This window comes from Pseudomonas sp. MWU12-3103b (genome assembly GCF_023100615.1).
GTDB lineage: Bacteria > Pseudomonadota > Gammaproteobacteria > Pseudomonadales > Pseudomonadaceae > Aquipseudomonas > Aquipseudomonas putida_A.
Window position 1 is genome coordinate 51,446 of record NZ_JALMEY010000006.1, and the last position, 24,618, is coordinate 76,063.

General features: G+C 61.6%; 22 protein-coding genes. 9 read left to right on the plus strand and 13 right to left on the minus strand.

The features are described 5' to 3' along the window. Positions 1–114: 114 nt before the first annotated feature. On the minus strand, positions 115–585 hold the full coding sequence (locus tag M0808_RS11840) for a prepilin peptidase (protein ID WP_210556626.1): 471 nt from the start codon (positions 583–585) through the stop codon (positions 115–117). A gap of 75 nt (positions 586–660) precedes the next feature. Here M0808_RS11840 and M0808_RS11845 point away from each other — a divergent pair, with 75 nt between their 5' ends. Both M0808_RS11845 and M0808_RS11850 read left to right on the plus strand, forming a co-directional pair. Beyond that, on the plus strand, positions 661–1,101 hold the full coding sequence (locus M0808_RS11845) for a TadE/TadG family type IV pilus assembly protein (RefSeq protein ID WP_027613607.1): 441 nt from the start codon (positions 661–663) through the stop codon (positions 1,099–1,101). Further along, complete coding sequence (locus tag M0808_RS11850) at positions 1,098–3,827, plus strand: PAS domain-containing sensor histidine kinase (protein ID WP_247841191.1); 2,730 nt, start codon at positions 1,098–1,100, stop codon at positions 3,825–3,827. Before M0808_RS11845 ends, M0808_RS11850 begins: the two co-directional genes overlap by 4 nt. On the opposite strand, the gene M0808_RS11855 is transcribed toward M0808_RS11850, so the two are convergent. From M0808_RS11855 to M0808_RS11875, 5 genes are all read right to left on the minus strand, one after another. Beyond that, positions 3,824–5,812 carry a pilus assembly protein TadG-related protein gene (locus M0808_RS11855; RefSeq protein WP_139053454.1) on the minus strand — a complete coding sequence of 663 codons (1,989 nt, stop codon included), beginning with the start codon at positions 5,810–5,812 and terminating at the stop codon, positions 3,824–3,826. The two genes, M0808_RS11850 and M0808_RS11855, sit on opposite strands and share 4 nt — an antisense overlap. 252 nt (positions 5,813–6,064) lie before the next feature. After that, positions 6,065–6,622 carry a DUF4136 domain-containing protein gene (locus tag M0808_RS11860; RefSeq protein ID WP_007963018.1) on the minus strand — a complete coding sequence of 186 codons (558 nt, stop codon included), beginning with the start codon at positions 6,620–6,622 and terminating at the stop codon, positions 6,065–6,067. A gap of 51 nt (positions 6,623–6,673) precedes the next feature. Then, the gene (locus M0808_RS11865; protein WP_247841193.1) at positions 6,674–7,285 is read right to left on the minus strand and encodes a DUF4136 domain-containing protein; all 612 of its coding nucleotides are present in this window, start codon (positions 7,283–7,285) and stop codon (positions 6,674–6,676) included. A gap of 12 nt (positions 7,286–7,297) precedes the next feature. After that, entirely contained in the window at positions 7,298–8,047 is a 750-nt protein-coding gene (locus M0808_RS11870) for a methyltransferase (RefSeq protein WP_247841195.1), read from the minus strand. Continuing rightward, positions 8,047–8,349, minus strand: a complete 303-nt coding sequence (locus M0808_RS11875) for a MazG-like family protein (RefSeq protein ID WP_007951009.1) — start codon at positions 8,347–8,349, stop codon at positions 8,047–8,049. Before M0808_RS11875 ends, M0808_RS11870 begins: the two co-directional genes overlap by 1 nt. 160 nt (positions 8,350–8,509) lie before the next feature. Here M0808_RS11875 and M0808_RS11880 point away from each other — a divergent pair, with 160 nt between their 5' ends. Together M0808_RS11880 and M0808_RS11885 are read left to right on the plus strand one after the other, a co-directional pair. Further along, positions 8,510–8,803 (plus strand): hypothetical protein, encoded by a 294-nt coding sequence (locus M0808_RS11880; RefSeq protein WP_007963021.1) that lies wholly within the window; start codon positions 8,510–8,512, stop codon positions 8,801–8,803. 151 nt (positions 8,804–8,954) lie between these two features. Beyond that, complete coding sequence (locus M0808_RS11885; RefSeq protein WP_247841197.1) at positions 8,955–10,304, plus strand: MATE family efflux transporter; 1,350 nt, start codon at positions 8,955–8,957, stop codon at positions 10,302–10,304. Here the strand turns inward: M0808_RS11885 and M0808_RS11890 are convergent. The 7 genes from M0808_RS11890 to M0808_RS11920 all read right to left on the minus strand — a co-directional run bounded on the left by M0808_RS11890 (position 10,298) and on the right by M0808_RS11920 (position 17,864). After that, positions 10,298–11,173 carry an alpha/beta hydrolase gene (locus M0808_RS11890; RefSeq protein WP_247841199.1) on the minus strand — a complete coding sequence of 292 codons (876 nt, stop codon included), beginning with the start codon at positions 11,171–11,173 and terminating at the stop codon, positions 10,298–10,300. The two genes, M0808_RS11885 and M0808_RS11890, sit on opposite strands and share 7 nt — an antisense overlap. A 12-nt stretch (positions 11,174–11,185) precedes the next feature. Then, positions 11,186–11,980 carry a DUF4123 domain-containing protein gene (locus tag M0808_RS11895; RefSeq protein WP_210556642.1) on the minus strand — a complete coding sequence of 265 codons (795 nt, stop codon included), beginning with the start codon at positions 11,978–11,980 and terminating at the stop codon, positions 11,186–11,188. Then, positions 11,977–13,314: a contractile injection system protein, VgrG/Pvc8 family gene (locus M0808_RS11900; protein WP_247841201.1), complete on the minus strand. Its 1,338-nt coding sequence runs from the start codon at positions 13,312–13,314 to the stop codon at positions 11,977–11,979. The genes M0808_RS11895 and M0808_RS11900 overlap by 4 nt, the downstream gene beginning before the upstream one ends. 230 nt (positions 13,315–13,544) lie before the next feature. Beyond that, positions 13,545–15,458, minus strand: coding sequence for an arginine decarboxylase (speA, locus tag M0808_RS11905; protein WP_003221289.1), 1,914 nt, complete (start codon positions 15,456–15,458; stop codon positions 13,545–13,547). A gap of 217 nt (positions 15,459–15,675) precedes the next feature. Continuing rightward, positions 15,676–16,047, minus strand: coding sequence for a translation initiation factor Sui1 (locus tag M0808_RS11910; protein WP_007914613.1), 372 nt, complete (start codon positions 16,045–16,047; stop codon positions 15,676–15,678). A gap of 188 nt (positions 16,048–16,235) precedes the next feature. Beyond that, on the minus strand, positions 16,236–16,793 hold the full coding sequence (locus M0808_RS11915; protein WP_247841203.1) for an NUDIX hydrolase: 558 nt from the start codon (positions 16,791–16,793) through the stop codon (positions 16,236–16,238). A gap of 3 nt (positions 16,794–16,796) precedes the next feature. Next, positions 16,797–17,864, minus strand: coding sequence for a DUF2333 family protein (locus M0808_RS11920; RefSeq protein WP_007963034.1), 1,068 nt, complete (start codon positions 17,862–17,864; stop codon positions 16,797–16,799). A gap of 426 nt (positions 17,865–18,290) precedes the next feature. Between M0808_RS11920 and gcbA the strand changes: the two genes are divergently transcribed. From gcbA to accC, 5 genes are all read left to right on the plus strand, one after another. After that, positions 18,291–19,961, plus strand: coding sequence for a diguanylate cyclase GcbA (gene gcbA / locus M0808_RS11925; RefSeq protein WP_027613596.1), 1,671 nt, complete (start codon positions 18,291–18,293; stop codon positions 19,959–19,961). 51 nt (positions 19,962–20,012) lie between these two features. Next, on the plus strand, positions 20,013–21,959 hold the full coding sequence (locus M0808_RS11930) for a methyl-accepting chemotaxis protein (protein WP_247841205.1): 1,947 nt from the start codon (positions 20,013–20,015) through the stop codon (positions 21,957–21,959). 241 nt (positions 21,960–22,200) lie between these two features. Then, positions 22,201–22,653, plus strand: a complete 453-nt coding sequence (gene aroQ / locus M0808_RS11935) for a type II 3-dehydroquinate dehydratase (protein WP_025111759.1) — start codon at positions 22,201–22,203, stop codon at positions 22,651–22,653. Between the two features lie 48 nt (positions 22,654–22,701). Continuing rightward, a complete protein-coding gene (gene accB / locus M0808_RS11940) occupies positions 22,702–23,166 on the plus strand; it encodes an acetyl-CoA carboxylase biotin carboxyl carrier protein (protein WP_247841207.1) in 465 nt (154 codons plus the stop codon). A 17-nt stretch (positions 23,167–23,183) separates the two neighbouring features. Continuing rightward, entirely contained in the window at positions 23,184–24,542 is a 1,359-nt protein-coding gene (gene accC, locus M0808_RS11945; protein WP_007961940.1) for an acetyl-CoA carboxylase biotin carboxylase subunit, read from the plus strand. Positions 24,543–24,618 lie beyond the last annotated feature (76 nt).

A 24,618-nucleotide genomic window follows, 5' to 3' on the forward strand; every position in this document is an offset into this window, starting at 1 on the left:
GCTCAGGCCAAAAGGCTGACCGTTCCTGTACTCAGCGCAGGTGGCTGTATAACCGCTGATTTGAAAGTAGACCCACTTTCCTACTATGTACATAGCAGTAGTGGCAGCTGGCGACTAATGGATCCAAAGCAAAGCCAGTAGCGCTCCACTCAACACGAACGGTGCAAATGGCAGCTTTTTTGACTTTGATGGCTCCAGATATCGTAGACGTTGCCTAACCCCTTGACTCATATGCAGCCAGAGTTTTGGCGCAAGCAATAACCACATCAAACTGGCGAGTGCGGCGCCGATAAACGTGTAAAGCAACAGCTGACCGTCCGTCGCAAGACCAAAGGCTGTCATTAGTTTCACATCGCCGGCGCCCAATCGGCGCCATCGATAACCGGGCAACGTCAGCACCAGAGCGAGTAATGCGGCCCAACCGCCCTGAACCGCTTCAGCTCCAAGCCAGGTGTTGCCGGTGCCCAACAGATAGACCATTGCCAAGGCGCCGCCCCCCAGCGTGAGCACATTGGAGATATGCCGCTGTCGGGCATCCTGCGCCGCGCAAAGCGTCAGCCAGATCAGTAGGACAATGCTGTGCATGCGCTAAAAAACGTCCGTTTTGGCCGATTGATTCTATGCTGACATTACGTAGTGATTGTCAGGGTAGACGCACTCATGAAAACCAACCTCCCCCGCAAGCAAAAAGGCGCCGTGGCCATTGAGTTCGCCCTGGTGTTCGTGGTGTTTTTCGCGGTGTTTTACGGCTTGGTGAGCTACAGCCTGCCGCTGTTGTTGATGCAGTCATTCAACGAGTCCACCGCCGAGGCAGTGCGCCGCAGCGTGGCGCTGGATCCGGCCACCGCCAACTACTCGACTGCATTGACCAACCTCGCCCGCACCGAACTGACCCGGCAACTGGGATGGCTGCCTGGGGCACTGAACTTCAACGCCGCCACCGACAGCAGCATCACCTATGTCGGAGGGTTGCTGACGGTGAGCATCAATTACCCCACGTCCAAACTGAATCAGGCACTGCCGTTTCTGGTGCTGCCGGGAATCGGCCCGGTGCCGCGTCTGCCGGCGACATTGCGCGCCTCCTCGAGCCTGCAGTTTTGAGTGCGGGCCACACCTTGCTCGGCCGCCTGCTCAATCGACCGCCGGGCTTGCCTGACGGCCCGAATTCCCCTCTGGTGCAGAGCGTCGGCCTGCAGGTGTATCTGGACAATGACGGTCACGTCGAGCACCTGAGCGGCCCGGTACGCCATGCGCTGGTGCAGTTGACGGCCCGTCCGCTCACACACCTGACCGACTACCTTTTGCCTCAGAGCAGCCTTGTGGTTGAAGGTCGGCCGCAGGACTGGCAGGGGCAAATACTCGATCTGGACTTCTTCAGCCAGGCCGGCCCCCCGCTGCATTTACGCGGCTGGATCGAGCCCCGGAGTGAAGGCTGGCTGATGCACTTGCTCGACATCGGAGACCTGTTGAGCGAGCGGCGTCAGGCACACAGTCGTGAGCAGTGCCAACGGCTCGCGGGACAGATCCGCGATCAGTTGTGTCAGTGCAGCCTCGTGCGCCTTGCGGACGTACTCGGCGAACAATTGCAACGCGTCAGCCAGCACTTGCATATCCCGTGTCTGGCGGTGGCGTTGCTCGACGATCAGGAACAGGGCTGGCAGATCCATCAACACTACACCGCGCTCGACGCGCCGCAGTTGTGGCACCCGGGACAACGTCTGGGTACTGCGCTGGATAGCCTGAACAGCGCGGCGCCTCAACAACTGAATGCCAGCGAGCAGCCGCGACTGGGTAGCGTGGCTGGCCCCCATCCTGGCTTTGCCGTGCCCTACTGCGACGCTCGGGGTGTGGCGGCGTGGTTGCTCTGTGCCTGTTATGACGCCCGGCAACAGGCGCCAGACCTCAGCGATCGTGACTGGCAGTCATTGGCCACCGCCATCGCCGCACCCCTGCTGGAGCGCTTGCGTGAGCACCATCATCAGCAACAACTGGAACGCCTGGAGATCCTCCAGGCGCTGCTGGGCACCGGGTGGTGGGAAGTGTTTGACAGCGCCGAGGTGCAACTGGCCAAGGCACTGGCCAACAACCTCGGCCTGCCGGCAACACGCCTGTCGCTTCAGGACTGGTTTGCCCGTGTACACCCCGCCGACCGGGATGAACTGCGCAGTAACCTGCAATCCTTGCAAGATGAAGGCTCGCCGCTGGAGCTTTGCGTGCGCCTGCAACGCACCGAAGAGGCACCACCGATGTGGTATCGCGTACAGGGCCAGGCGCTGGGCATCGGTGCCGAACGCCGACTCGTGGGATTCATGCTGGACATCAGCGACATCAAGAATCAGCAGCAACAGGCCGCCGCCGCACACGCGCGGCTGGATAACCTGATCGCCAGTTCACCGGCGGTGATCTATGTGCAGCGCTACGTCGAAGGTGCGCTGCAACCGACCTTTTTCAGCGCCAGCCTGCAACCGCTGCTGGGCTGGAGTCTGGCCGACTGCGCCGACGGCGCACTGGTCGAGCATGTGCACCCCGACGACCGCTCCGTCTATTTCCAGCGCACCCGCCAATTGCTGCGCGAGGGCACGGTGAGCACGCGCTATCGGGTTCTCGACCAGCAAGGCCAGGCACATTGGTTGCTCGATGAAGCCAAACTGCTGCGCGACGATCTCGGTTTGCCGGTGGAAGCGGTGGGCCTGTGGCTGGATGTCACCGAGGCGACGCTCGCCGCTGAACAGGTCCGGGCCAGCGAAGAACGCTACCGGATTCTGGTGGAAGATTCGCCGGCGATGATCTGCCGCTATCGCCCGGACCTGACGCTGATCTTCGGCAACCGGCCCCTGGCGAAGTATCTGGAATGTGCACCGGAGGAGCTGACCGGGGTTAACCTCGGCAGCTGGATGTCCGACGAACAACGCGAAGCGTTCAACCAGCGCTTGGCGCAACTGACCCCGCAACTACCGGTGAGTACTGCCGAAATCAATCTGCGCCTGCCCGGCCGCGAACATGCGTGGTGGGTCTGGTCGGATCGCGGAGTGTTCGACGAGCATGGGCGACTGCTCGAAGTACAAGCAGTGGGACGCGACAACACGGAGGTGCGCCGCTCGCAGCAGCAGCTCACACAGAGCGCGAAAATGGCCACCCTCGGCGAAATGGCTACCGGTCTCGCGCACGAAATCAATCAACCTCTGAATGTGATGCGCATGGCCATCGTCAACGTGCTCAAGCGGCTGAGCAACGGCGATGTGCAGGTCGATTACCTGACCGACAAACTCAATCGAATCGACGCTCAGGTTCAGCGCGCCGCACGGGTGGTTGATCACATGCGAGTGTTCGGACGCCGCTCGGAAATCGAACAGCAACCGTTCAATCCCCTTGATGCCATCGAAGGCACATTGTCGTTGCTTTCGGAGGGCCTGCGCGGCAAAGGCGTGGAGTTGCGGGTCAAGGAGTCAGGCTTGCAGGTGCAGGTGCGCGGTTATGTCGATCAACTGGAGCAGGTACTGATCAATCTGATGGTCAACGCCCGCGATGCGCTGCTGAGCAAGCGCGAAGCCAATCGTGATTTCCAGCCATGGATCGCCGTGTCTGCTGAGAGCGACGAGCACGTGGTGCGGTTGTGGGTAGAGGACAACGGCGGCGGTATCGATCAACGCCTGCTGGAGCGGATTTTCGAGCCGTTTTTCACCACCAAACCGGTGGGTGTCGGCACCGGTCTGGGCCTGTCGGTGAGCTATGGCATCGTCGAAAACATGGGCGGACGCCTGAGTGTGCGCAACGGCGATGAAGGCGCACGATTCTGCATTGAGCTGCCGGTTGCAGTGATCGACTAGATCGCCAGCATCGGCTGTCCGGGCGGCTTGCAACTGAGGTTGGCGCCAACATCAACCTTGTTCAGAGTGATGCCGAGGTTGGCGAGCAAACCATCAAGGATCGGATCGAGCACCGGACTGAGCAGATTATCGATCACGACGCCCAGCGTGCTGTTCACCCCTGCCAGCACATCCGCGGTGGTGGTCAGCAAACCACCCAAAAGGCTGGAGCCCGTCGGCTTGTATGCCTGCACCTGAACGCCGGCCAATGTTCCCTTGAGGCTGTCGACCAGCCCTTGGGTGCCGAAGCTGTAGTACTGCGGCGGTGTCCTGATTTCCGGCGGCTGATTGTAGATGTGCGTGTTTTGTGTGGCGGCCACCGAGGTATCGACCTTGATCCCCAGGCCACCGCCGTAGAACGGTATGCGGCTGTTCGGATCACAGGTCGCCGAGCCAAGTCCCAACAGCGGAATGGTGCAGGTGATGACCCCGACATCGATCAGCGCCAGCGGCTGCACAGTGATGTCCGCCGAGGACGAAAAGGCATTGGCAGCATCGATCCTGCCGACTTTGAGCTTGACCAGCGATGAGTTGGTCTGGGTGGTCAAGGTCTTGGTCGCATCGCTGACGCAACTGTAATCAGTGACATGACTATCGGCGGCGGCCACATCCAGGGCGATGTCGATGGTCGAGGTCGGCAGTATTTTCAGGTCGGTGCGCTGGCAGGTTCCGCCCAATGTGCAGAACAACGAGTTCAAGGTACCGGCAATGTTCAAGTGCAACAGGTTGTTCAGGGTGTCGGTCAACCCGCCCACCAATGGCGTGCTGACAATCGCGTTGGCCAGGCCGGCGACACCGCTGAGCAACGGCAGATTCAGCGAGATCACCGTGCGCACTTGGGCGGTTCGCACATAGATCCGGTTGGCGCCCATGGGGTCGGCTTTTGCCAGTGCCGGGTTACCGAACGCCGACAATTGCGGCGGCTCGATGACCTTGACCTTGACCGAGCCATTGACCAGCCCCGGAATGTTCAGCGGCACGCTCGCCACCAACGCGTTCTGACTGTTGGCCAGTTGCACGAAGGCTTCCACCAACTGGAAAACTTGAAGATTGGCGTTGAGCGCCGAAGACGCGGCGCCGGTTTGCAGTTGCAGCAATTGCCCGAGCACCACCGAAGTACTGCCCACCACCGCTCGCAGCCCGACAAGGCCGTCGACCGCCACACTGGCGGTCTTGCCGCCCTGGGTCAGCACATTGATGGCGGTGTCGATCAGTTGTGTCAGCCGTATGTTCTGGCTGAGCAGTTGGGTGTAATTCCCGGCTTGAACGTTGACATCCAGCGCCAGCTGATTGAGGTAGCTCAGCACATTGATATTGGTGTTCACCAACCCCTGCCAGCCCGCCACACTGAGGTTGAGATTGCCGCCAAGCATCTGGCCTATCAACGCATTGAGGGCAGCCGACTTGCTGGCGTCGATGGTCAGCACGGTGGTGCCAATGGTCAGTTGGGCGATCGGCGGCAGTACCGCGTAAGTCCCGACTGCCGTGGCCGTAAGACGAGTGGTCGTGGACACGGCGCCCGGAGTGAACAGGCCGTAGAGGGCGGCGGCGACGCTGGTCGGTACCACGCGAGTGGCAACGACACTGATGGCTTGCTTTTGCGCAGCGTTCGCGCTGAACGCACGCAAATTGTTCGCCCCGGTCTGCACGGTGCCGCAGGTCACGTTCAACGTTGTGCCCTGCCCCACCGTGAAGCCGTTGCGTGCAGCGCTCGCTGTAGCATAAGTGGCAGCCGTTGTGCCCGTGAGGCAATCGCCCTGGCGCGACACCGCTTCCAGTGCCGCCACATCCACCACCCGCTGCAGGCGGCGCTGCTCCATGTACAAACGGCCGCTATCGACCACCAGCACCATGCACACCAGAGCCAGGCCCAGTGTCAGCGCCGCCATCAACCCGATCGCCCCGCGTTGCCGGGCCGGGCCGTTGAACTGCGTACGAGGCGACATGGCGCACTCCTTTGCCGGCGCGTTGCCGAGCGCTACCTCCGATGGTGGATTTGAGTGTAGACGGCGCTAGTGGCAACGCGCCATTTGGTGCTGCACAAAACCCTGCAGACCTCGTCTTCTCGCGAATGCGCTGTGTCATTCAACATGGATGTGGCTGACACGCCGTCTTCGCGAGCAAGCCCGCTCCCACAGGGAGATTTGTGGTGGGGCAAAAAATGGGAGCCTCTTGGGCTCCCTTTTTTTTACAGCGAACTAGCGCGGTGGATAGTTGGCCAATATCCGGCTGACGGTTTCGCGCACCGCGTTGCTGCGATCCTGCGGATTGGGCGTGCTGCTGAGCATCTGTTCATCGCTGCCACGCCAAACCAGTTTGCCGTCCTTGCCGTCGAGCAGGTCGATCTGGATCGTTGCCACCTTGTAGGTGATGTTGCGGGTTTCGTTGTACATCGGCGCGCCCCAATACCCGTTCCACGGGCCACCCCAACCGCCGCCGTAGTTGGTGGTCACTTGCTGCTGGCGATCCTCGACGATCAGGTAGGTCTGCACGCTCAGGTCGCCCTTGGCTCCCGCCGCGGCGGGACGCAAACCGCGCTGGTCGAGCTGATCGCTGACGGCCTGGCGGATGCGTTGCTCGGTCAGGTCGCTCTTGATCCGTGGATCATCCGGGCGATATTGCAGTGCCGGTTCTTTCCAGCTCCAGCTGCGATAGGCGGCGAAGTCGCGGCTGGCGTCGAAGTCATGGTTGACCTGATTGGCGGCGCAGGCACTGAGCAGCGCGGCCATGGCCAGTAAAGCGAGACGACGGAACATGGTTGTTCTCCGGTTGAAGGCCTGAATCTGCGAAGCGTTCTCACCTGAAGTCTAGCTCGGCGGATACGCCGACAGGGCTTTTTCCAGAGCCTCGCGAATGGCGTCGGTGCGCACCAGTTGGCTACCCTGATTGGCGGTTTCGGCGCTGGCGCTCCACACCGGTTGACCGGTGCCGGCGTCGAACAGATTGACCTGCACCACCACGACCTGCTCCTGATAGGTGCGAACAATCGGCACAGTGTTGTACATGCCGTAACCGCGCCCGTAGCGATCATAGCCGCCGTACCCACCGTAGTAGCCGTAGTCGTCCTGCACCTGCCGCAAGCGGGTTTCCAGACGCAGATTGGCGCTGACCAGCAAGTCGGCCGGACGGTTGTCGTGCAACGGACGCAACCCGCGTTGGTCCAGCGCGTTGCTGACGGCTTCAGCCACTTGCGCCGAATCGGCCCAGGCCGTGCCCGGCGGCAATTGCCCGTTGAGCCAGGCCCAACTGCGATAGCGCCCGTAATCACGCGGTGGCGCCGGGTAGGCGCTGCGATCGAAGGTGTTGGCCGCTTGCGGCGGCGCCGGCGGCAACGGCCGCGACTGCGCGACATACGGGTTGCTGCCTTGGCAGGCGGCCAACCCCAGACAGATCAGCAATAACCCGAGTTGAGCTTTCATGTGGTGCTCCGATCAGATCGGCCGGCAGATCCAGTGCAAGTAACGCCCAAGCCCGGCGAAGCTTGGGTGGCGACGGTGAGCGAGCTCCATCTCCAGTAAATCCACGAGTTCGGCGCGGGCCTGGAATTCCACCGGCATGTAGTCGTGGAAAACCCGGATCCCGCTCTGGGTTTCGACCTGCCACAACCCTTCGAGTTGCGTTGCCAGCTCCCGCGGATCAAGCGGCTGCTGCGGGGTCAGGCTCTGCTTTTCACCGGCCATGGTGTTTTTGCGCATTTTCTTGAAATGGCCCTTGAGCAGATTGCGATAAATCAGCGCATCACGGTTGTAGAACGCCAGCGACAGCCAGCCACCGGGTTTGGTCAACTGATGCAACACCGGCAGGATCGCGTGGGGCTCGGCCAGCCATTCGAGCACCGCGTGGCAGATCACCAGATCGTAGGGCTCGGTGAGCTGACCGAGCAGCTCCTGCCACGGCGCCTGAATGAACGTCGCGCTCTGCCCGGCTTCGGCGAAGCGCTGGCGGGCACCTTCGAGCATCGGTTCGGCCGGCTCGGTGAAGGTCACTTCATGGCCGCGTTCGGCCAGCCACAGCGACATGTGGCCCAGACCGCCGCCGATGTCCAGCACGCGCAGCGGTCGGTCCGGCAATGCATCGGCCAGGTCGGCCTGCAACACCGCAAGGCGAATCGCGCCTTTGGCGCCACCGTAGATTTTTTCGGCGAACCGGGTCGCCAACTGATCGAAATGCCGGTCGCTCATCAGCTGAACCGCCGTTCGCTGTCGGCGAGCTTGCTGCGCACCACTTCATTCATGTCCAGCCCCAACTCGCTGCACAGCAGCAACAGATACAGGACGATGTCGCCGACTTCCTGCCCGGCATGCGCCAGTTTGTCCGCCGGCAACTGGCGTGACTGGTCTTCGGTCAGCCACTGGAAAATCTCCACCAACTCGGACATCTCGACGCTGGCGGCCATGGCGAGGTTTTTCGGGCTGTGAAATTGCCGCCAGTCATTGCGGTCGCGAATGGCGTGCAGGCGTTCGGTCAGTTCAACAAGGTTCATCGGGCTCTCCTGAAGGCGTATAGCTTCGGGGGGATGTCGGCTGAACGCAAGCGGCCATGGCTCGCTCCCACACAGGATTGAGGCAAACCCTCTATAGTTGCAGGGAACTCGGCCACCCGCGCGGTGGCCCAAGGCTCAGCTCTTTCATCAGGATGCACACATGCAGGTAGAAAGCTTTTTCGAATGGCTCGGCCAGGCACTCGGTTCGATCATCCGTTTCATCGTCGATGGGCTCAGCGGCCTGTTCAACATTCTGAGCAACGCCGGCGGCAACTTTGTCGATGGTCTGGCGAAGACGCTGGGCATGGACACTTCGATCATCAGCATCCTCGCGCTGATCGTCGGTCTGATGCTGCTGTGGTCGGCGATTCGCGCGTTCATGAATGCGTCGATCATTGCCGGGATCATCTGGCTGCTGTTGGGGTTGTGGTTGTTGAGCTGGATTATTCACTGACACCCCCTCTTCCCCTGTGGGAGCGGGCTTGCTCGCGAAAGCGTCAAATCAGTAAAAGCTGTTTTGACTGACACACTGCCTTCGCGAGCAAGCTCGCTCCCACAATAGATCGCATGAATCGCTACAATCCTCGCTCCCCCAAGGAGCCTCCATGTCCAACCTGATTGCCGACTGGCGCGACAGCCCGACTCACCGCAAGGTCTGGGCGCTCGCCGCGCCGATGATTCTTTCCAATATTTCCGTGCCGCTGGTGGCGCTGGTTGACAGCACCGTCATCGGCCACCTGCCCCACGCCCATCAGTTGGGCGCAGTGGCGGTCGGCGCCAGCCTCTACACGTTTCTCGCCTGGGCCATGGGCTTTCTGCGCATGGGCACTACGGGGTTTGCCGCTCAGGCCGCCGGGCGCAGCGACGGCGCGGCGTTACGGCAGATTCTGTTGCAGGGTTTGCTGCTGGCGCTGGGATTGGCGATCGTGCTCGGCACTCTCGGCGTGCCGTTGAGCGGCGTGGCCCTGCACTTCATGCAGCCGTCGGCCGAACTCGATCAACTGACCCGTGAGTTCTTCCACACCCGGTTATTCGGGCTGCCGGCAGCGCTGGCCAGTTACGCCCTGGTCGGCTGGTTCCTCGGCACCCAGAACGCCCGGGCGCCGCTGGCGATTCTGCTGAGCACCAACCTGATCAACATCGCTCTCAATATGTGGTTCGTGATTGGCCTGGAATGGGGGGTGGTCGGTTCCGCCCGGGCCTCGGTGATAGCCGAGTGGAGCGGCGCCCTGCTCGGCCTGTGGCTGACCCGCGGCGCCTTGCGCGCCTATCCCGGGCACATCGCCTGGACGGCCTTGAAGGTGTGGCAGAGCTGGCGCCCGCTACTGGCGGTCAACCGCGACATTTTCATCCGCAGCCTGGCGCTGCAATCGGTATTTTTCCTGATCACCGTGCAAGGCGCGCGGCTCGGCGATGCCACGGTGGCGGCCAATGCTCTGCTGCTCAACGGTTTGCTGCTGACCGCGCATGCGCTGGACGGTCTGGCGCATGCGGTCGAAGCGTTGTGCGGACACGCCATCGGCGCCCGCGACCGGCTCGCCCTGCGCCGTTCGCTGGTGGTGGCCGGCGGCTGGTCGTTGCTGGCCAGCCTCGGTTTTGCCGCGCTGTTTCTGTTGGGCGGACACTTGTTCATCGAGATGCAGACCGACATCCAGAGCGTGCGCGATACCGCGTTCATCTATCTGCCGTATCTGGCGGTACTGCCGCTGATTGCGGTCTGGAGCTACTTGCTCGACGGCCTGTTCATCGGCGCCACTCGAGCCCGGGAGATGCGCAACGGCATGCTGCTGACCGTCGCCCTGCTGCTGCCGTTCGCCTGGGCATTACAGGGACTGGGCAATCATGGGCTGTGGATAACGTTCCTGCTGTTTATGGTCTTGCGCAGCCTGACCCTCGGCGCACTGGCCCTGTGGCTGCGGCGCAACGACGGCTGGTTCAGCGGTGCCGCTCACTGAGCCGGTGTGTGTTTGACGAACGCGACGACCTGATCGAGTACCGGCGCCAGACGCCGCAGCGGACGCGACAGGGTCGCCACCAGCGTCACATGACTGGGGCGCGAGTAGTAAAGATCCTGCACCGGTACACCCGCCTCGCGCAGTTTGCGCGCCAGGCCTGCGGTGTTGCGCGTCGGGTTGACCAGATTGTCCTTGGTCGCGGCGATCAGCAGTGCCGGAGGCTCGCCCTGCCTGACATGGTTGATCGGCTGCGATTGCGGCGGTGAGTCGGGCCAGAAGAACACCGGACGCACCTGCGGATTCTTGATGGGCAGAAAATCATACGGCCCGGCCAGGCCGATCCAGCCGCTGAGGTCTTTGGGCGTCATGCCCACCGCACCGAGCAGACCCGGATCCAGCGCCAGCATCGCCGCGTTGTAAGCGCCGGAACTGTGGCCCATCAGGTACAGGCGTTGCGGGTTGCCGGAGAACTCGCGGATATGCGCCCGGGTCCAGGCCACCGCCCGCGCCGAGTCTTCAAGAAACAACGGATAGCGCACCTGCGGGTAGAGCCGATAATCCGCCAGCACCGCGACAATTCCCCGCGACGCCAGCGCCTCGCCGACAAACGCGTAATCGCCACGATCACCGCTGTTCCAGCTACCGCCGTAGAAGAACACCACCACCGGCGCGTCCTCCAGCGGCTGGCGCGGCACGTAGACGTCGAGTTTCTGTCGCGGATCATCGCCATAGGCAATTCCGGCGGTTTTGTGGAACGTGCCGTCGGGGGTCAGCGCATTGAGCACCTTGACCGGGGAACATCCCGTCAGCACCAGCAGCAGAAACCCGCCGAGGACTGCGCCGAACCGCTGCCACAGAGGATTTGTCATGGATGTCGCACCTCAAGATTGATCGTTCTGCCACTGTCGCCGCACATGCTCGAGCCGTTCCTGCTGGCTCAGCCCGTCCGGCACGTCTGGCAATACCGCTCGGGGATGCTGCAAGCGTAGCCACAACCAGCCATCCAGCACCGTACGGTCGCTGAAACCCAGGCTCAGCCCCTCCTGCACATGGGAGGCCATGCGCGCATAGTCGGTTCCCATTGATTGGCACCAGCGCCAGATGTGTTGTTCCAGCAGGCAACTTTGCAAACGTTCGCGCTGACGATGGGTGAGGCTTTCGTCGATCCCCAGCGGCTCGACCGCCCACTGCGGGTTGCGCAGTTGCTGCCAGCCCTGACTACCGATGGCGAGGTCGGCCCAGGTGCCACCGAACCAGCGCAGCAGGCGGATCGGCCCGAGCCAGCGACTCAAGTCGGCGGCATCGCAGGCATCGAAGAAATAACTTGCCGTCTGGCGGTTGTAGTAACCGAGCAAGGCACGGTGATTGAGCCCGAACGAGACCGTCAGCATCCGGCGCAGGTGGCTCAGCATTACTGCCTGCGAGGTATCACTGGCGAACAACAACCCGCGCCAGGTCTGCGGATCATGCTGACACAGCGCCGCCAGTGCCGGGCAGTCATGCAGGTCGACCAGCAGCGGACCGTGCTCGCTTACCGCTTGAAACTCGGTGCCCTCGAACAGCCGCGTGCAACGTACGCTGGCGAACCCCTGGCGCAATGTCGCCAACGCCTGCTGCGCATCGGCGCCATCGAGCAACAGCCACTGTACCTGCGGGGCAAAGCCGACGCCGCTCAAGCGGCGCCGTCCTGATCCAGCGACGCGACCAATCGGCAACTGCAGATCGATGCCGTGCAGTGGTTGTAACTGCCGCCGCCGGGCATCAGACACAACAGCAACAGCGGTTCGGCAGACTTGAGCCATTGCGCCAGACCTGCGCTCGGCAGCACCTCCGGCAGCGCCGCTACTTCCTCGCAGTCCTCGATCACCATCGGTTCCTGCAGCACGCCGCTGATCACTGGCTGATCCGGATCGCCTTCATGAAAACTCACCACCACTTCAACGCCTTCACGCAACGATGTCAGTGAGGCGTCGCTCAACGCTGCTGCGAGCGGCAGCCAACAATGGCTGGCGGCAGCGCCTTCGCCCTGATAAAGCCAGTCGAACTGCACCGCCACCGGCCGCTGATCGTCGGGCTGCGGTTCATCGACCGTCACTACCCATGCACGTTGCAGACTGTGCATGCGCGGCCTGGCACAGGTGCTCGTCAATGTCGGCAGTTGCGCCTGGGCAGCGGCGACGATCCGGTTGCTGTAAGACGGCTCGCTGGCGGGATCAGCACGATGCTCGATCCGGCTCAGCAACCAGCGGCGGTTGCATTCGGCAAACGGATGCGCGGTCAACGCCAGCCACTGCGCGGCGCGCAAGGTCGGCAGATCGCTGTGGCCATAAGCTTTGCCGGCCTGCGCCGAACCCGCGTCCACATCGCTGGCGTCCACCTGCATCTGCCAGCGTCTTACCGCCGGGGTGCTCGCGCCATCGTCCACAGACGCCGCGCCGGCCACGGGAAAACGCCCTGGATCATCGACAAAGACCAGACAGTGTCCGTCCGGTCGGTGCTCGAAGTAGTAGTGGATCCGCGCCTGCGCACACAGCCGCTGCACGAACTGCAGGTCCGACTCACGGTACTGGGTGCAGAAAGTGTGCACCGGGTATTCGCACTGCAAATCAAAACGTCGTTGCGCACCAACGATCCCATGCTCCTTGAGCACCTGCGCGAGGATCTTCGGCACGCACTGGCTGCTGAAGATCCGCTGACTGAAACGCAGCGCCAGACAACTCAGCTTCGGTCCCAGTGTCACTCGACACAATCGGGCGCCCTGATCGTGCTCATGCTGAACGACACTCTGCAATTGCCCGCTCAGGCCATTGCGTCCGGGACCGAACTGCAGGAACGCCGAGCGGTAAAGCAGGCCGGCCAGATCCAGTTGCGGATCATTGATCAACAGATCGATATCAAAGGCGAAGGGTTCGCTGATGCCCTCACTTCCGGTAAAGGCCAGCACCTCGAAGGGCTCGGGCAGCCCCGTTACATCGAGACGAAACGACGGCTCGTTGACTGATTCGAACATGGGCGGATCTCTACAGGAGGGGCGGCCGGGGATTCTCGCCGAGAGCCATGGCCGAGTAGAGAGCTGAAGTACAACTTAGGAAATGACCTACGCGAAAAGCAGACCGGATCACTTCTCCGGCTGTGGCAGGCAATTATTTCGCAGGGGATTTGGGAAATGTCCCACCGGGTCATCCGAATTTTCCACAGCTTGAGGGAAAATTTCAGACAACCCGGTGCAACAGACCTGACTCAGGAAGACAGGTAGGAGGAGCGGGTCAGACCCAGACGCAAGGCATCGAGGAACTGCGTACGCTCGCTGGCACTGATGCGGGCACTGGCGCACTTGTCGCGGTAGTGGGTCATCAGTTCTTCCGGCGACAAGTGCACGTAACGCAACATGTCTTCGATGGTGTCGTGGGTCTCGATACCGGCGTGGTACACGCTGCCATCGGCGTTCTGGTAGATGTTCACCGAGTCGGTGTCACCGAACAGGTTGTGCATGTCGCCGAGGATCTCCTGATAGGCGCCGACCAGGAACACGCCCAGCAGATAGTCTTCACCTTCGTTCAGACCGTGCACCGGCAGGCTGGTCTCGATGCTCTGCTCGTCGACGTACTGGTTGATCTTGCCGTCGGAGTCGCAGGTCAGGTCTTGCAGCACGGCGCGACGCAGCGGCTCTTCATCCAGACGATGCAGCGGGATGATCGGCAGTACCTGATCGATCGCCCAGGTGTCCGGCAGGCTCTGGAACACCGAGAAGTTGCAGATGTACTTGTCGGCCAACTTGTCGTTGAGTTCGTCGAGCACCTGGCGGTGCGAACGCTGACGTGCCTTCAACGAGTTGTGCAGGCGACGGCACACAGCGAAGTAGCACTGCTCGGCCAGGGCCTTTTCCGCCAGGGTCAGTTTGCCGTCGGCGTACTGCGAAGCCACGTCGCTCATGTAGTGCGTGGCGCGCCAGTAAGTCTCGGTGACCATCTCGATATCGGTCGGGCCGAGCAGGTCCACCAGCCACTGCACGGTTTCCGGCAGGTTTTCCTTGTTTTCGATCAGCGGGATTTCGTCGTTGTGTTTCTCTACGTCGGTCACCTGCACCACCAGCATCGCGTGGTGCGCGGTCAGCGAGCGGCCGCTTTCGGAGAAGATGTGCGGATGCGGCAGGCTCTGCGCGTCGCAGAACTCCTTGAGCATGCCGACCACGACACCGGCGTAGTCGTCCATGTCGTAGTTGATCGAACTGGCGTTGCGCGAGTGAGTACCGTCGTAGTCGACACCCAGACCGCCGCCGACGTCGATGTGATCGACCGGCAGGCCAAGGTTGCGCAGCTCGCCGTAGTAACGGATCGCTTCCTTGAAACCGTGCTGGTAGTCAGCCAGGTTGGCAATCTGCGAACCCATGTGGAAGTGCAGCAGACGAATGCCCTGATCCAGGCCGGCAGCGCGGAAGCGCTCGACCACCGACAGCAGTTGCGCCGCCGACAGACCGAACTTGGATTTCTCGCCACCAGTGTCCGCCCACTTCGACGACGCCAGCGACGACAGGCGCACGCGCAGGCCGACCTGTGGCTTGACCTTGAGCGAGGCGGCTTCTTCGATCACCAGGCCGACTTCGGATTCTTTCTCGATGACGATGAACACATTGTGGCCGAGTTTCTGCCCCATCAGCGCCAGACGGATGAACTCGCGGTCCTTGTAACCGTTGCAGACGATGGTGCCGCCCTTCGGCGCCAGTGCCAGCACCGCCAGCAACTCAGGCTTGGAGCCGGCTTCCAGACCGATGGAAACGTTCTGGGTGGCGATGATGTTCTCGATCACCGCTTCTTGCTGGTTGACCTTGATCGGGTACAGCGCGGTGTACTTGCTCTGGTATTCCAGGCGCTCGATGTTCGAGTCGAAAGCACCGGTCAGTTGACGGACACGGTCTTGCAGGATGTCGGGGAAACGTACCAGCAACGGCAGGGACAAGCCGCTCTTGCGCAGTTGGTCGACTTGTTCGAACAGGTCGATGGGCGAGCTGCTCGGGCCGTTCGGACGAACTTCGACGCGACCGGCGTCATTGATCGCGAAATACCCGGCCCCCCAATGGCGAATCCCGTAAACACTGCGGCTGTCCGCAACTGTCCATTGGCTGCCATCGTCTTTACGTGTGCGTCGTACGGACATCGAAGTCCCCTATAAAGAAGTCATAGTGCGTCGCCTGATCGCAGGCCGGCGCAGTCTAAAGAATGAAAATGACGATTCGTCAGCGCGGCGGTAGACCGCGCTGACCGCGTGTAGTTTAGAAACCGGTATGAACAGGCTCTGTGAAAACCATGGAGACGACGCCAGCGCTGAGCATTTCAGAGCCGGATCAAGCCGCAGGTGGTTTTCACAGAGGCTGCTAGCCGCCGGACTTCTTCGCTTTGAAACCGTGTTTGATCAGCTCTGCCAAGAGTAGCTCGACATGATCGCCCTGGATTTCGATGATCCCGTCCTTCAACGCCCCACCGGTGCCGCAACGTTTCTTCAACGTTGTCGCCAGCTCCTTGAGGGCGTCTTCGGCCAGTGGCACGCCGGTAATGGTGGTCACCGTTTTGCCGCCACGGCCCTTGCTCTCGCGACGCACGCGGGCAATGCCGTCCCCGGCCGGTATAACGGTTTGTTTGCAGATACAGGCGTCCACCGGTTTACTGCATTCCGGGCAATGACGACCTGCGTCGGTGGAAAATACCAGGCCACCAAGGGCGGCGAAGGATGCGGCTTTTTTGGCCACCGGCAATCCTCTTGGGAGGACAAAGACTGATCGCGACCTTGGGCAAGGTCATCGACCGCGAAGCCCCACTCAGGCAGGGGCAGCGCTACTGCACCGTGCGCTTCAACAAAAGCAGGTCGGTGCAGCTTGAAAAGGTCGCGCAGTGTAACGGCAAAAAGCGCAATTGCTAAGAGCCAATCGGCGCCAATTTATGTGTTCTTTGCGACGCCGCTTTGTTGAGCCTTCAGATAGCGCTTCAACGCGGCCAGAGAGTCCGGGCAGTAAGGCTTTTGCTCGATTTCGCACATCACCTGTTCGACCGGAATAAAGCGTGCTTCCAGCACTTCTTCAGGCTGCAGTTTCAGCGGGCCGTCCCACACCGCGGAAAATGCCGAGCACCACAGGCGGTTGCCGGTATCCTCGAAGAAAAAATGATCGTGGGCGGTCAGCTCCACCCCACTCACGCCCAATTCCTCTTCCAGCTCGCGGGCCGCCGATTCGGCGTAGGTCTCATCGGCCTGCACCATGCCGCCGGCTGCCACATCCCAATAACCCGGATAGATCGCCTTGCTCAAGGTGCGCCGGTGTACGCAGAGCTCACCAGCGGAATTGAACAACATGATGTAGGTGCCGCGCCCGATCAGCCTGCGCTCACGCAGATCGGCCCGCACCAGGGCGCCGAGCAGGTTGTCCTGCTCGTCGACCCAGGCGATCTGTTCGGCATCGGAGGCGGCGCGGTGCGCCGCCTCTTTGGCGCTATCGACCATGACTCAGCCCTGATTGAGCAATTGACGCAGATCGATCACTGCAGCGTTGGCCCGGGAAATGTAGTTGGCCATGACCAGCGAGTGGTTGGCCAGCACGCCGAAGCCGCTGCCATTGAGGATCATCGGGCTCCAGACCGGCTCCTGCGATGCTTCCAGTTCACGGATGATCTGACGCACGCTGACCGTGGCGTTCTTTTTCGCCAGCACATCGGCAAAGTCCACTTCGATGGCGCGCAACAGGTGCGACAGCGCCCAGGCCTGACCACGCGCTTCATAGAACACATTGTCGATCTGCATCCACGGGGTTTCGACGACTTCCTCGTCAACCTGCGGTACTTCACCAACCGCCGGCACTTCGGTTTTTAGCGCGGTGTTGAGCTTGACCCGGCCGACACTGGCCGAAAGGCGTTGCGACAGCGAACCCAGACGGGTGCCGACATCGCCCAGCCAGTTGTTGAGGTTGTCGGCGCGGGCGTAGAACAAGGCGTTTTTCTGCGTTGGATCAGACAGACGCGCCTGGTAACGGCTCAGGGAGTTGATGCCTTCCTGGTATTCCGATTCGCTCGACGGCAGGATCCAGCTCTTGTTGTCGAAGTTGAAACGCGGTTCGGCCTTGGCCAGATCGGCATCTTCGGCCGACTGCGACTGCGAACGGGCGAAGTCTTTACGCAGGGCACGAGTCAGGTCACGCACCTGCACCAGCACGCCGTATTCCCAGCTTGGCGTGTTGTCCATCCACAGGCCAGGCGGAAAACGGTCGTTGGAAATGTAGCCGCCCGGTTTGTTCAGCAACGTACCGGCAACGGTCTTGAGAGTTTCGACCGTGGTGTAGCCGACGACCATCTGCTTGCCTTCTTTCTCGGCAGCCGCCTGGGCATTTTGCGCCACCGGAAACAGCGCCGGCTCCTGGCTCCAGTACCAGCCCAGGCCGATGGTCACCAGCAGATAAATGCCGATCAGCGTGGCCAGCGCGCGGCTGAACAACAGCCCGCCCACATAGCTGCGGGTGGCCGACTTCGGCTCAGCGGCACGTTCAGGCGCGCTGCCCGCGCGGTTCTTCCAGTCCAGCATGGCGATATCCTTTCAATCACTTGGGTTCAACGGTTCGACCACAACCATACAACAACGTGCCAAGGCCGGCACCCGCCATTGAAGAGAAGCAGAAAATCCACGGAACGCGCGACATCGCCCCGCGAACTCTCTAGGGGTTTCCCTGATGCACTATCACCAAAGACGCCCCGGAACAGGCAATTGCAGATCAGCGCCTGTCTACAGCGCAGCGTTGTGCACACAGGCGTTTTGACCCGTCGATCAGCGCCATACTCTCGTTTTACGGGAGGCTCACCGACGAACAGGTTCAATCCGATACCGCCCGGTCAGAAACTGAATTGTGCAGCACCGCAGATTATTGATGCACGACACTCATATAAGGGAAAAGAGGTGCTAGCATAGAGCCACCAGTCGATCTCAGCATGCGCCCTAACTAGTAGTCAGGATATGACCGAGCCAGAAGACCCCAGCCGTGAGCGCCTTAAGCACCACTTTGCCCAGCGGGTAATTCATCAGGCACGTCAGATTCTTGAGATATGGCAGCGCCTGCAACGCAGTGAGTGGTCCACCGCCGACCTCGCCGAACTGAGCGAGGCCAATCTGCGCCTGCTGCGTTTTGCCGAGCGCTTCGAGCAGCCCGAGCATACGCAACTCGCGCGTCATATCGGCCAGTCGCTGGAAGCGGTGGACGCCAATCGCGGACGCCTGAGCAGCGGCTTGATCACTGACCTCAATCGTTTGATGCAGCGTCTGTCGCGCACCGGTCTGCGCCACGGTGATCAACTCGACCAGACCTTCCTGCCGCCACTGCGCAAACCGATCTACGTCATGTTGCAGGATCACGACCGCGCCGAGCGGCTGGCCAAGCAGCTGGAGTTTTTCGGCCTGACCGCGCAGGCGCTGGACAGTGTCGCGGCGTTTCGCTCCTCGATGGTCGAGCGCTTGCCCGCCGCGATCGTCATGGACGTGGACTTCAGCGGCGCAGGCGTCGGCTTGCAGCTGGCTGCCGAAGCCCAGGTCGGCCTGGAAGAACCGCTGCCGCTGCTGTTTTTCAGCCTGCACGAAACCGACACCCCGACCCGCCTCGCCGCCGTGCGCGCCGGCGGCCAGGAATTCCTCACCGGCACCCTCGAAGCGTCGAGCCTGCTGGAGAAGATCGAAGTCCTGACCTGCGTCGCCCAGTACGAACCTTATAAAGTGCTGATCATCGACGACTCCCGCGCCCAGGCCTTGCACACCGAGCGCCTGCTCAACAGCGCCGGAATCGTCACGCGCACCCTGATCGAACCGATCCAGGCGATGGCCGAACTGGCGGACTTCCAGCCGGATCTGATCATCCTCGACATGTACATGCCGGCCTGCACAGGCACCGAACTGGCCAAGGTCATCCGCCACAACGACCGCTACGTCAGCGTGCCGATCATTTATCTTTCGGCCGAGGACGATCTGGATAAACAGCTCGACGCCATGAGCGAGGGCGGCGATGACTTCCTCACCAAACCGATCAAGCCTCGGCATCTGATTACGACTGTGCGCAACCGCGCCGCCCGCGCGCGCAATCTCAAGGCACGCATGGTCCGCGACAGCCTCACCGGCCTGTACAACCACACACACATCCTGCAATTGCTCGAAGACTGCTCGTTCCGCGCCCGTCGCGAGAACAAGCCGCTGAGCTTTGCCATGCTCGACATCGACCACTTCAAGCGAGTCAATGACAGTCACGGCCATCCGATGGGCGACCGAGTGATCAAGAGCCTGGCGCTGTTTCTCAAGCAACGCCTACGCAAGACCGACTTCATCGGCCGGTACGGTGGCGAAGAATTCGCCATCGTCATGCCCGACACGGATATAGAAGCGGCGCACAAAGTGCTCGACGAGATCCGCCAGCGCTTCGCCGAAATCCACTACCCGGCGCAACCGCACGATTTGTGGTGCACCTTCAGCGCCGGCGTGGTGGAAATGCACGAGGATTCCGACAGCCTGATGATGGCCAGCCAGGCCGACGAAGCGCTGTACCGCGCCAAAGGTGCCGGACGCAATCGAGTGCAGACCGCACGCGACTCAAAGCAAAGTGCCACCTTTTCATCGGAATCCACTGATTCGGTCATAACCCTGTAACAGAACCGCAATAAATTCAGGCGCTTACCATTTCTGCCGTTGGTAGCCGTCATGCGCCTGAAGTTGCTCACCAATCTCAACACTCTGCTGTTGGTCGCCGTCTGCGTGGCGCTCGGCGCGACGCTGTGGTGGTCGCAAAAAGCCTTGGAGCGTCCGTATCTGTTGATGGAGCGCTACCTCGGCCTGTCGCAGCAATTTCAGAATGACGTGGCGCGCAATGTCGAGGACTACCTCGCCAGCGGCGACGCCCTGCGCCTGAGCAGCGCCAGCCAGGCCATCGACGGCCTGCAGAAGGAGCTCGGCGAACTGCCGCCGGCACTGGCCGAGACCCTGCGCCCGAGTCTGTCGAGCCTCGAAGAGTTCAGCAAAACCGACCTGCTCGCCGCCGGCAAACTGGCCGGTGATCCGCAAGCACTGCTGCTGCAAGCCGAACGCGAACTGAGCGCCAGCCTCGATCAACTCAGCACGTACGCCAATGGCAACGCGTCTTACCTGACGCCGCTGCTGGTCGCTTCGCAGCACCTGGGCAAGCTGTCGCTGGCCCGCGACAAACTGGTCAGCAGCGGCCGCAGTGAATTGGCCGCCGACGTCGAGCGCGAAGTCGACAACATCCGCACCCAGGCTCAGGCCATCGACGCCCTGCCGCTGCTCGGCGTGGTCGCCAGGAACGAATCCGGCAGTGATGATTTCGCCGCGATGATGGGCATCGAAAGCACCGAAAAAGCCGCCGCCGAAGACGCCGGGGTCGGCCTAAAGCGCGAACTCAACAGCCTGCTCGGTCGCTACCCGGCGGAGCTGGCGCGCACCCGCGAGCAGATCCAGAAACGCACCGATCTGAGCACCGCCACCCACCTGAAAATCGCCGCCGTGCAACAGGCCATCGCCGGACTCGAGCCGGTGGTACGCGCCCAGCACGGGCAGATTCAGGGCGAAGTGCGCCTGATGCAGGGCGTGATGATCGGCCTGATTCTGCTGATCGCGCTGCTGATCGACACCCTGCAGCGGCGCCTCGCCCGCACCCTGACCAACCTCGCCCCGGCGCTGTCGACCTGGGCCGAGGGCGACTTCAGCAACGACATTCAGTTGGGCAAGACCAACCGCGAGCTGCACGACATCGAAGCTTCGCTAAATCGCTTGCGCGCCTATCTGGCGGATCTGGTCGGCACGATTCGCGGCAATGCCGAACAAGTCGCCGGCAGCAGCCGTACCCTCGCCGAACTGAGCAACGAGCTGCACAGCGGCGCCGAACATCAGGCCGGCGATACCGCGTTGATCCGCGACTCCCTCGGCGAACTGGAGGCGACCATTCAGCAAGTGGCCGGTGATGCGCGCCAGGCCGCGGACGCCAGTCGCCATGCCGGGCTGGCGGTCGAACATGGACAAACCGTGATCGGCCAGAGCCTCACCGGCCTGCATGCGCTGGTCGGCGAGGTGCAAGGCAACGCGCAGATGATCGAGCATCTGGCCGAAGAGTCGGCGACCATCGGCGGCGTGCTGACGGTGATCCGCTCGATCGCCGACCAGACCAACCTGCTGGCGCTGAATGCGGCGATCGAAGCGGCGCGGGCCGGGGAAATGGGCCGTGGTTTTGCGGTGGTGGCCGAGGAAGTGCGCTCACTGGCACAACGCACGGCGGGTGCCACGGCGGAAATCCAGACCCTGATCGCCGGCCTGCAAACTGCTGCCCGACAATCGGTCGAAGGCATGCGCGCGCAAGTCGAACACGCCGAAGCCACGGCCAGTCAGGCACAAGCGGCGGACGGCGCGCTGGACAAGATCGTTGGCGCGATCCAGACCATTTCCGACACGGCGATCCGCATCGCCGACATCACCGCCCAGCAGAGCGGCGCGGTCAGCGAGATTCGTGATCACAGCGAGCGGATCCATCAATTGGGCGGGGATAACCTGCTGCGCATCGGCGAAGGTCGCGAACAGGGCGAGAACCTGCTGGTATTGGGTGGGCAACTGCATACCGCCGTGCAAGCCTTCCGCGTCTGAAAAATCGCCTTCGCGAGCAAGCCCGCTCCCACATTGGAATGCGTACCCCTGTGGGAGCGGGCTTGCTCGCGAAGGCGGTATTCCTGTCCCCACAAATGACCGGATCAAATCACTCAGTCATAAATTTCGCGCAAACATCGGTCATCGTGCTGGCTATTGCAGAGAACTGGACAGTCACAAAGCCTTTGCGGCATAGTCGCCGGGTTCTGACGACTGCTCATTCATAACAAGGAACATGCAGATGGCAACGCTACTGGTGCTGCACGGCCCCAACCTGAACCTGCTCGGCACCCGTGAACCCGGCACTTACGGTTCAACGACCCTGGCGCAGATCAATCAGGATCTGGAGCGCCGCGCCCGTGAAGCCGGCCATCATCTGCTGCACCTGCAAAGCAATGCCGAGTACGAATTGATCGACCGCATCCACGCCGCTCGCGGTGAGGGTGTCGATTTCATTCTGATCAATCCAGCAGCTTTTACGCACACAAGCGTCGCATTACGTGACGCGCTGCTGGGAGTGAGCATCCCATTCATCGAAGTGCATTTGTCCAACGTGCACAAGCGCGAACCTTTCCGCCATCACTCTTACTTCTCCGATGTAGCGGTAGGAGTGATCTGCGGCCTTGGCGCCAGCGGTTACCGACTGGCCCTGGAGGCCGCACTAGAACAGCTTGAAACACAGGCAACGACTTGAACCACAAGCGTTAAACGCCCCTGACCGACCCTTGGGAGTTGATGATTCATGGATATCCGTAAAGTTAAGAAACTGATCGAATTGCTGGAAGAGTCCGGCATCGACGAGCTCGAGATCAAGGAAGGCGAAGAGTCCGTACGCATCAGCCGTCACAGCAAGACCCCGGCTCAGCAGTACTACGCTCCGGCGCCGATGCAGGCTCCGGCCGCTGCACCTGCCGCCGCTGCCACTCCAGTGGCTGCTGCCGCTCCGGCTGCCGCTGCTGCTCCAGCACTGAACGGCACCGTGGCCCGCTCGCCAATGGTAGGCACCTTCTACCGTAAATCTTCGCCAACCTCGCCAGCCTTCGTTGAAGTCGGCCAGACCGTGAAGAAAGGCGACACCCTGTGCATCGTCGAAGCCATGAAGATGATGAACCACATCGAAGCTGAAACCAGCGGTGTGATCGAATCCATCCTCGTCGAAGACGGCCAGCCGGTTGAGTACGACCAACCGCTGTTCACCATCGTTTGAACTGCGGAGAGCCTTTGATGACTGCGAAGTTGGAAAAAGTTCTGATCGCTAACCGCGGTGAGATCGCCCTGCGGATTCTGCGTGCCTGCAAAGAGATGGGCATCAAGACCGTCGCCGTTTACTCCAAGGCCGACAAAGAGCTGATGCACCTGGGTCTGGCAGACGAGTCCGTCTGCATCGGCCCGGCTTCTGCCGCTCAGTCCTACCTGCACATCCCGGCCATCATCGCTGCCGCTGAAGTGACTGGCGCTACCGCCATCCACCCAGGCTACGGTTTCCTCGCGGAAAACGCCGATTTTGCCGAGCAGGTCGAGAATTCCGGCTTCGCCTTCATCGGCCCGAAAGCCGAAACCATTCGCCTGATGGGCGACAAGGTATCGGCCAAGCACGCGATGATCGAAGCAGGCGTGCCTACCGTTCCAGGTTCCGACGGCCCGCTGCCGGAAGACGAAGAAACGGCGCTGCGCATCGGTCGTGAAGTCGGCTACCCGGTGATCATCAAAGCCGCTGGCGGCGGCGGTGGTCGCGGCATGCGCGTGGTGCACAAGGAAGAAGACCTGATCGCCTCGGCGAAACTGACCCGCTCCGAAGCTGGCGCGGCGTTCGGCAACCCGATGGTCTATCTGGAAAAATTCCTGACCAACCCGCGTCACGTCGAAGTTCAGGTACTGTCCGACGGCCAGGGTCACGCCATCCATCTGGGCGACCGCGATTGCTCGCTGCAACGCCGTCACCAGAAGGTTCTCGAAGAAGCGCCGGCACCGGGCATCGACGAGCAGGCGCGTCAGGAAGTTCTGGCTCGCTGCGTCAAGGCGTGCATCGACATCGGCTACCGTGGCGCTGGTACCTTCGAGTTCCTGTACGAGAACGGTCGTTTCTACTTCATCGAAATGAACACCCGTGTTCAGGTGGAGCACCCGGTTTCGGAAATGGTCACCGGTATCGACATCGTCAAGGAGATGCTCAGCATCGCCGCTGGCAACAAGCTGTCGTTCACGCAGGATGACGTGGTGATCCGCGGTCACTCGCTGGAGTGCCGGATCAACGCTGAAGACCCGAAAACCTTCATGCCGAGCCCGGGCACGGTCAAGCATTTCCACGCCCCAGGCGGCAACGGCGTTCGCGTCGATTCGCACCTGTACAGCGGTTATGCAGTTCCGCCGAACTACGACTCGCTGATCGGCAAGCTGATCACTTACGGCGCCACCCGCGACGAAGCCATGGCGCGCATGCGTAATGCCCTGGACGAGATCGTGGTTGACGGGATCAAGACCAACATCCCGCTGCACCGTGATCTGACCCGCGACGAAGGCTTCTGCAAAGGGGGCGTGAACATTCACTACCTCGAGCACAAGCTGGCTGGCGAGAAGCACTAAGCTTCAAGTCCGCACAGACAAGGCCGCCTTCGGGCGGCTTTGTTGTTTCTGCAGATTACATAAACCCCTGTAGGAG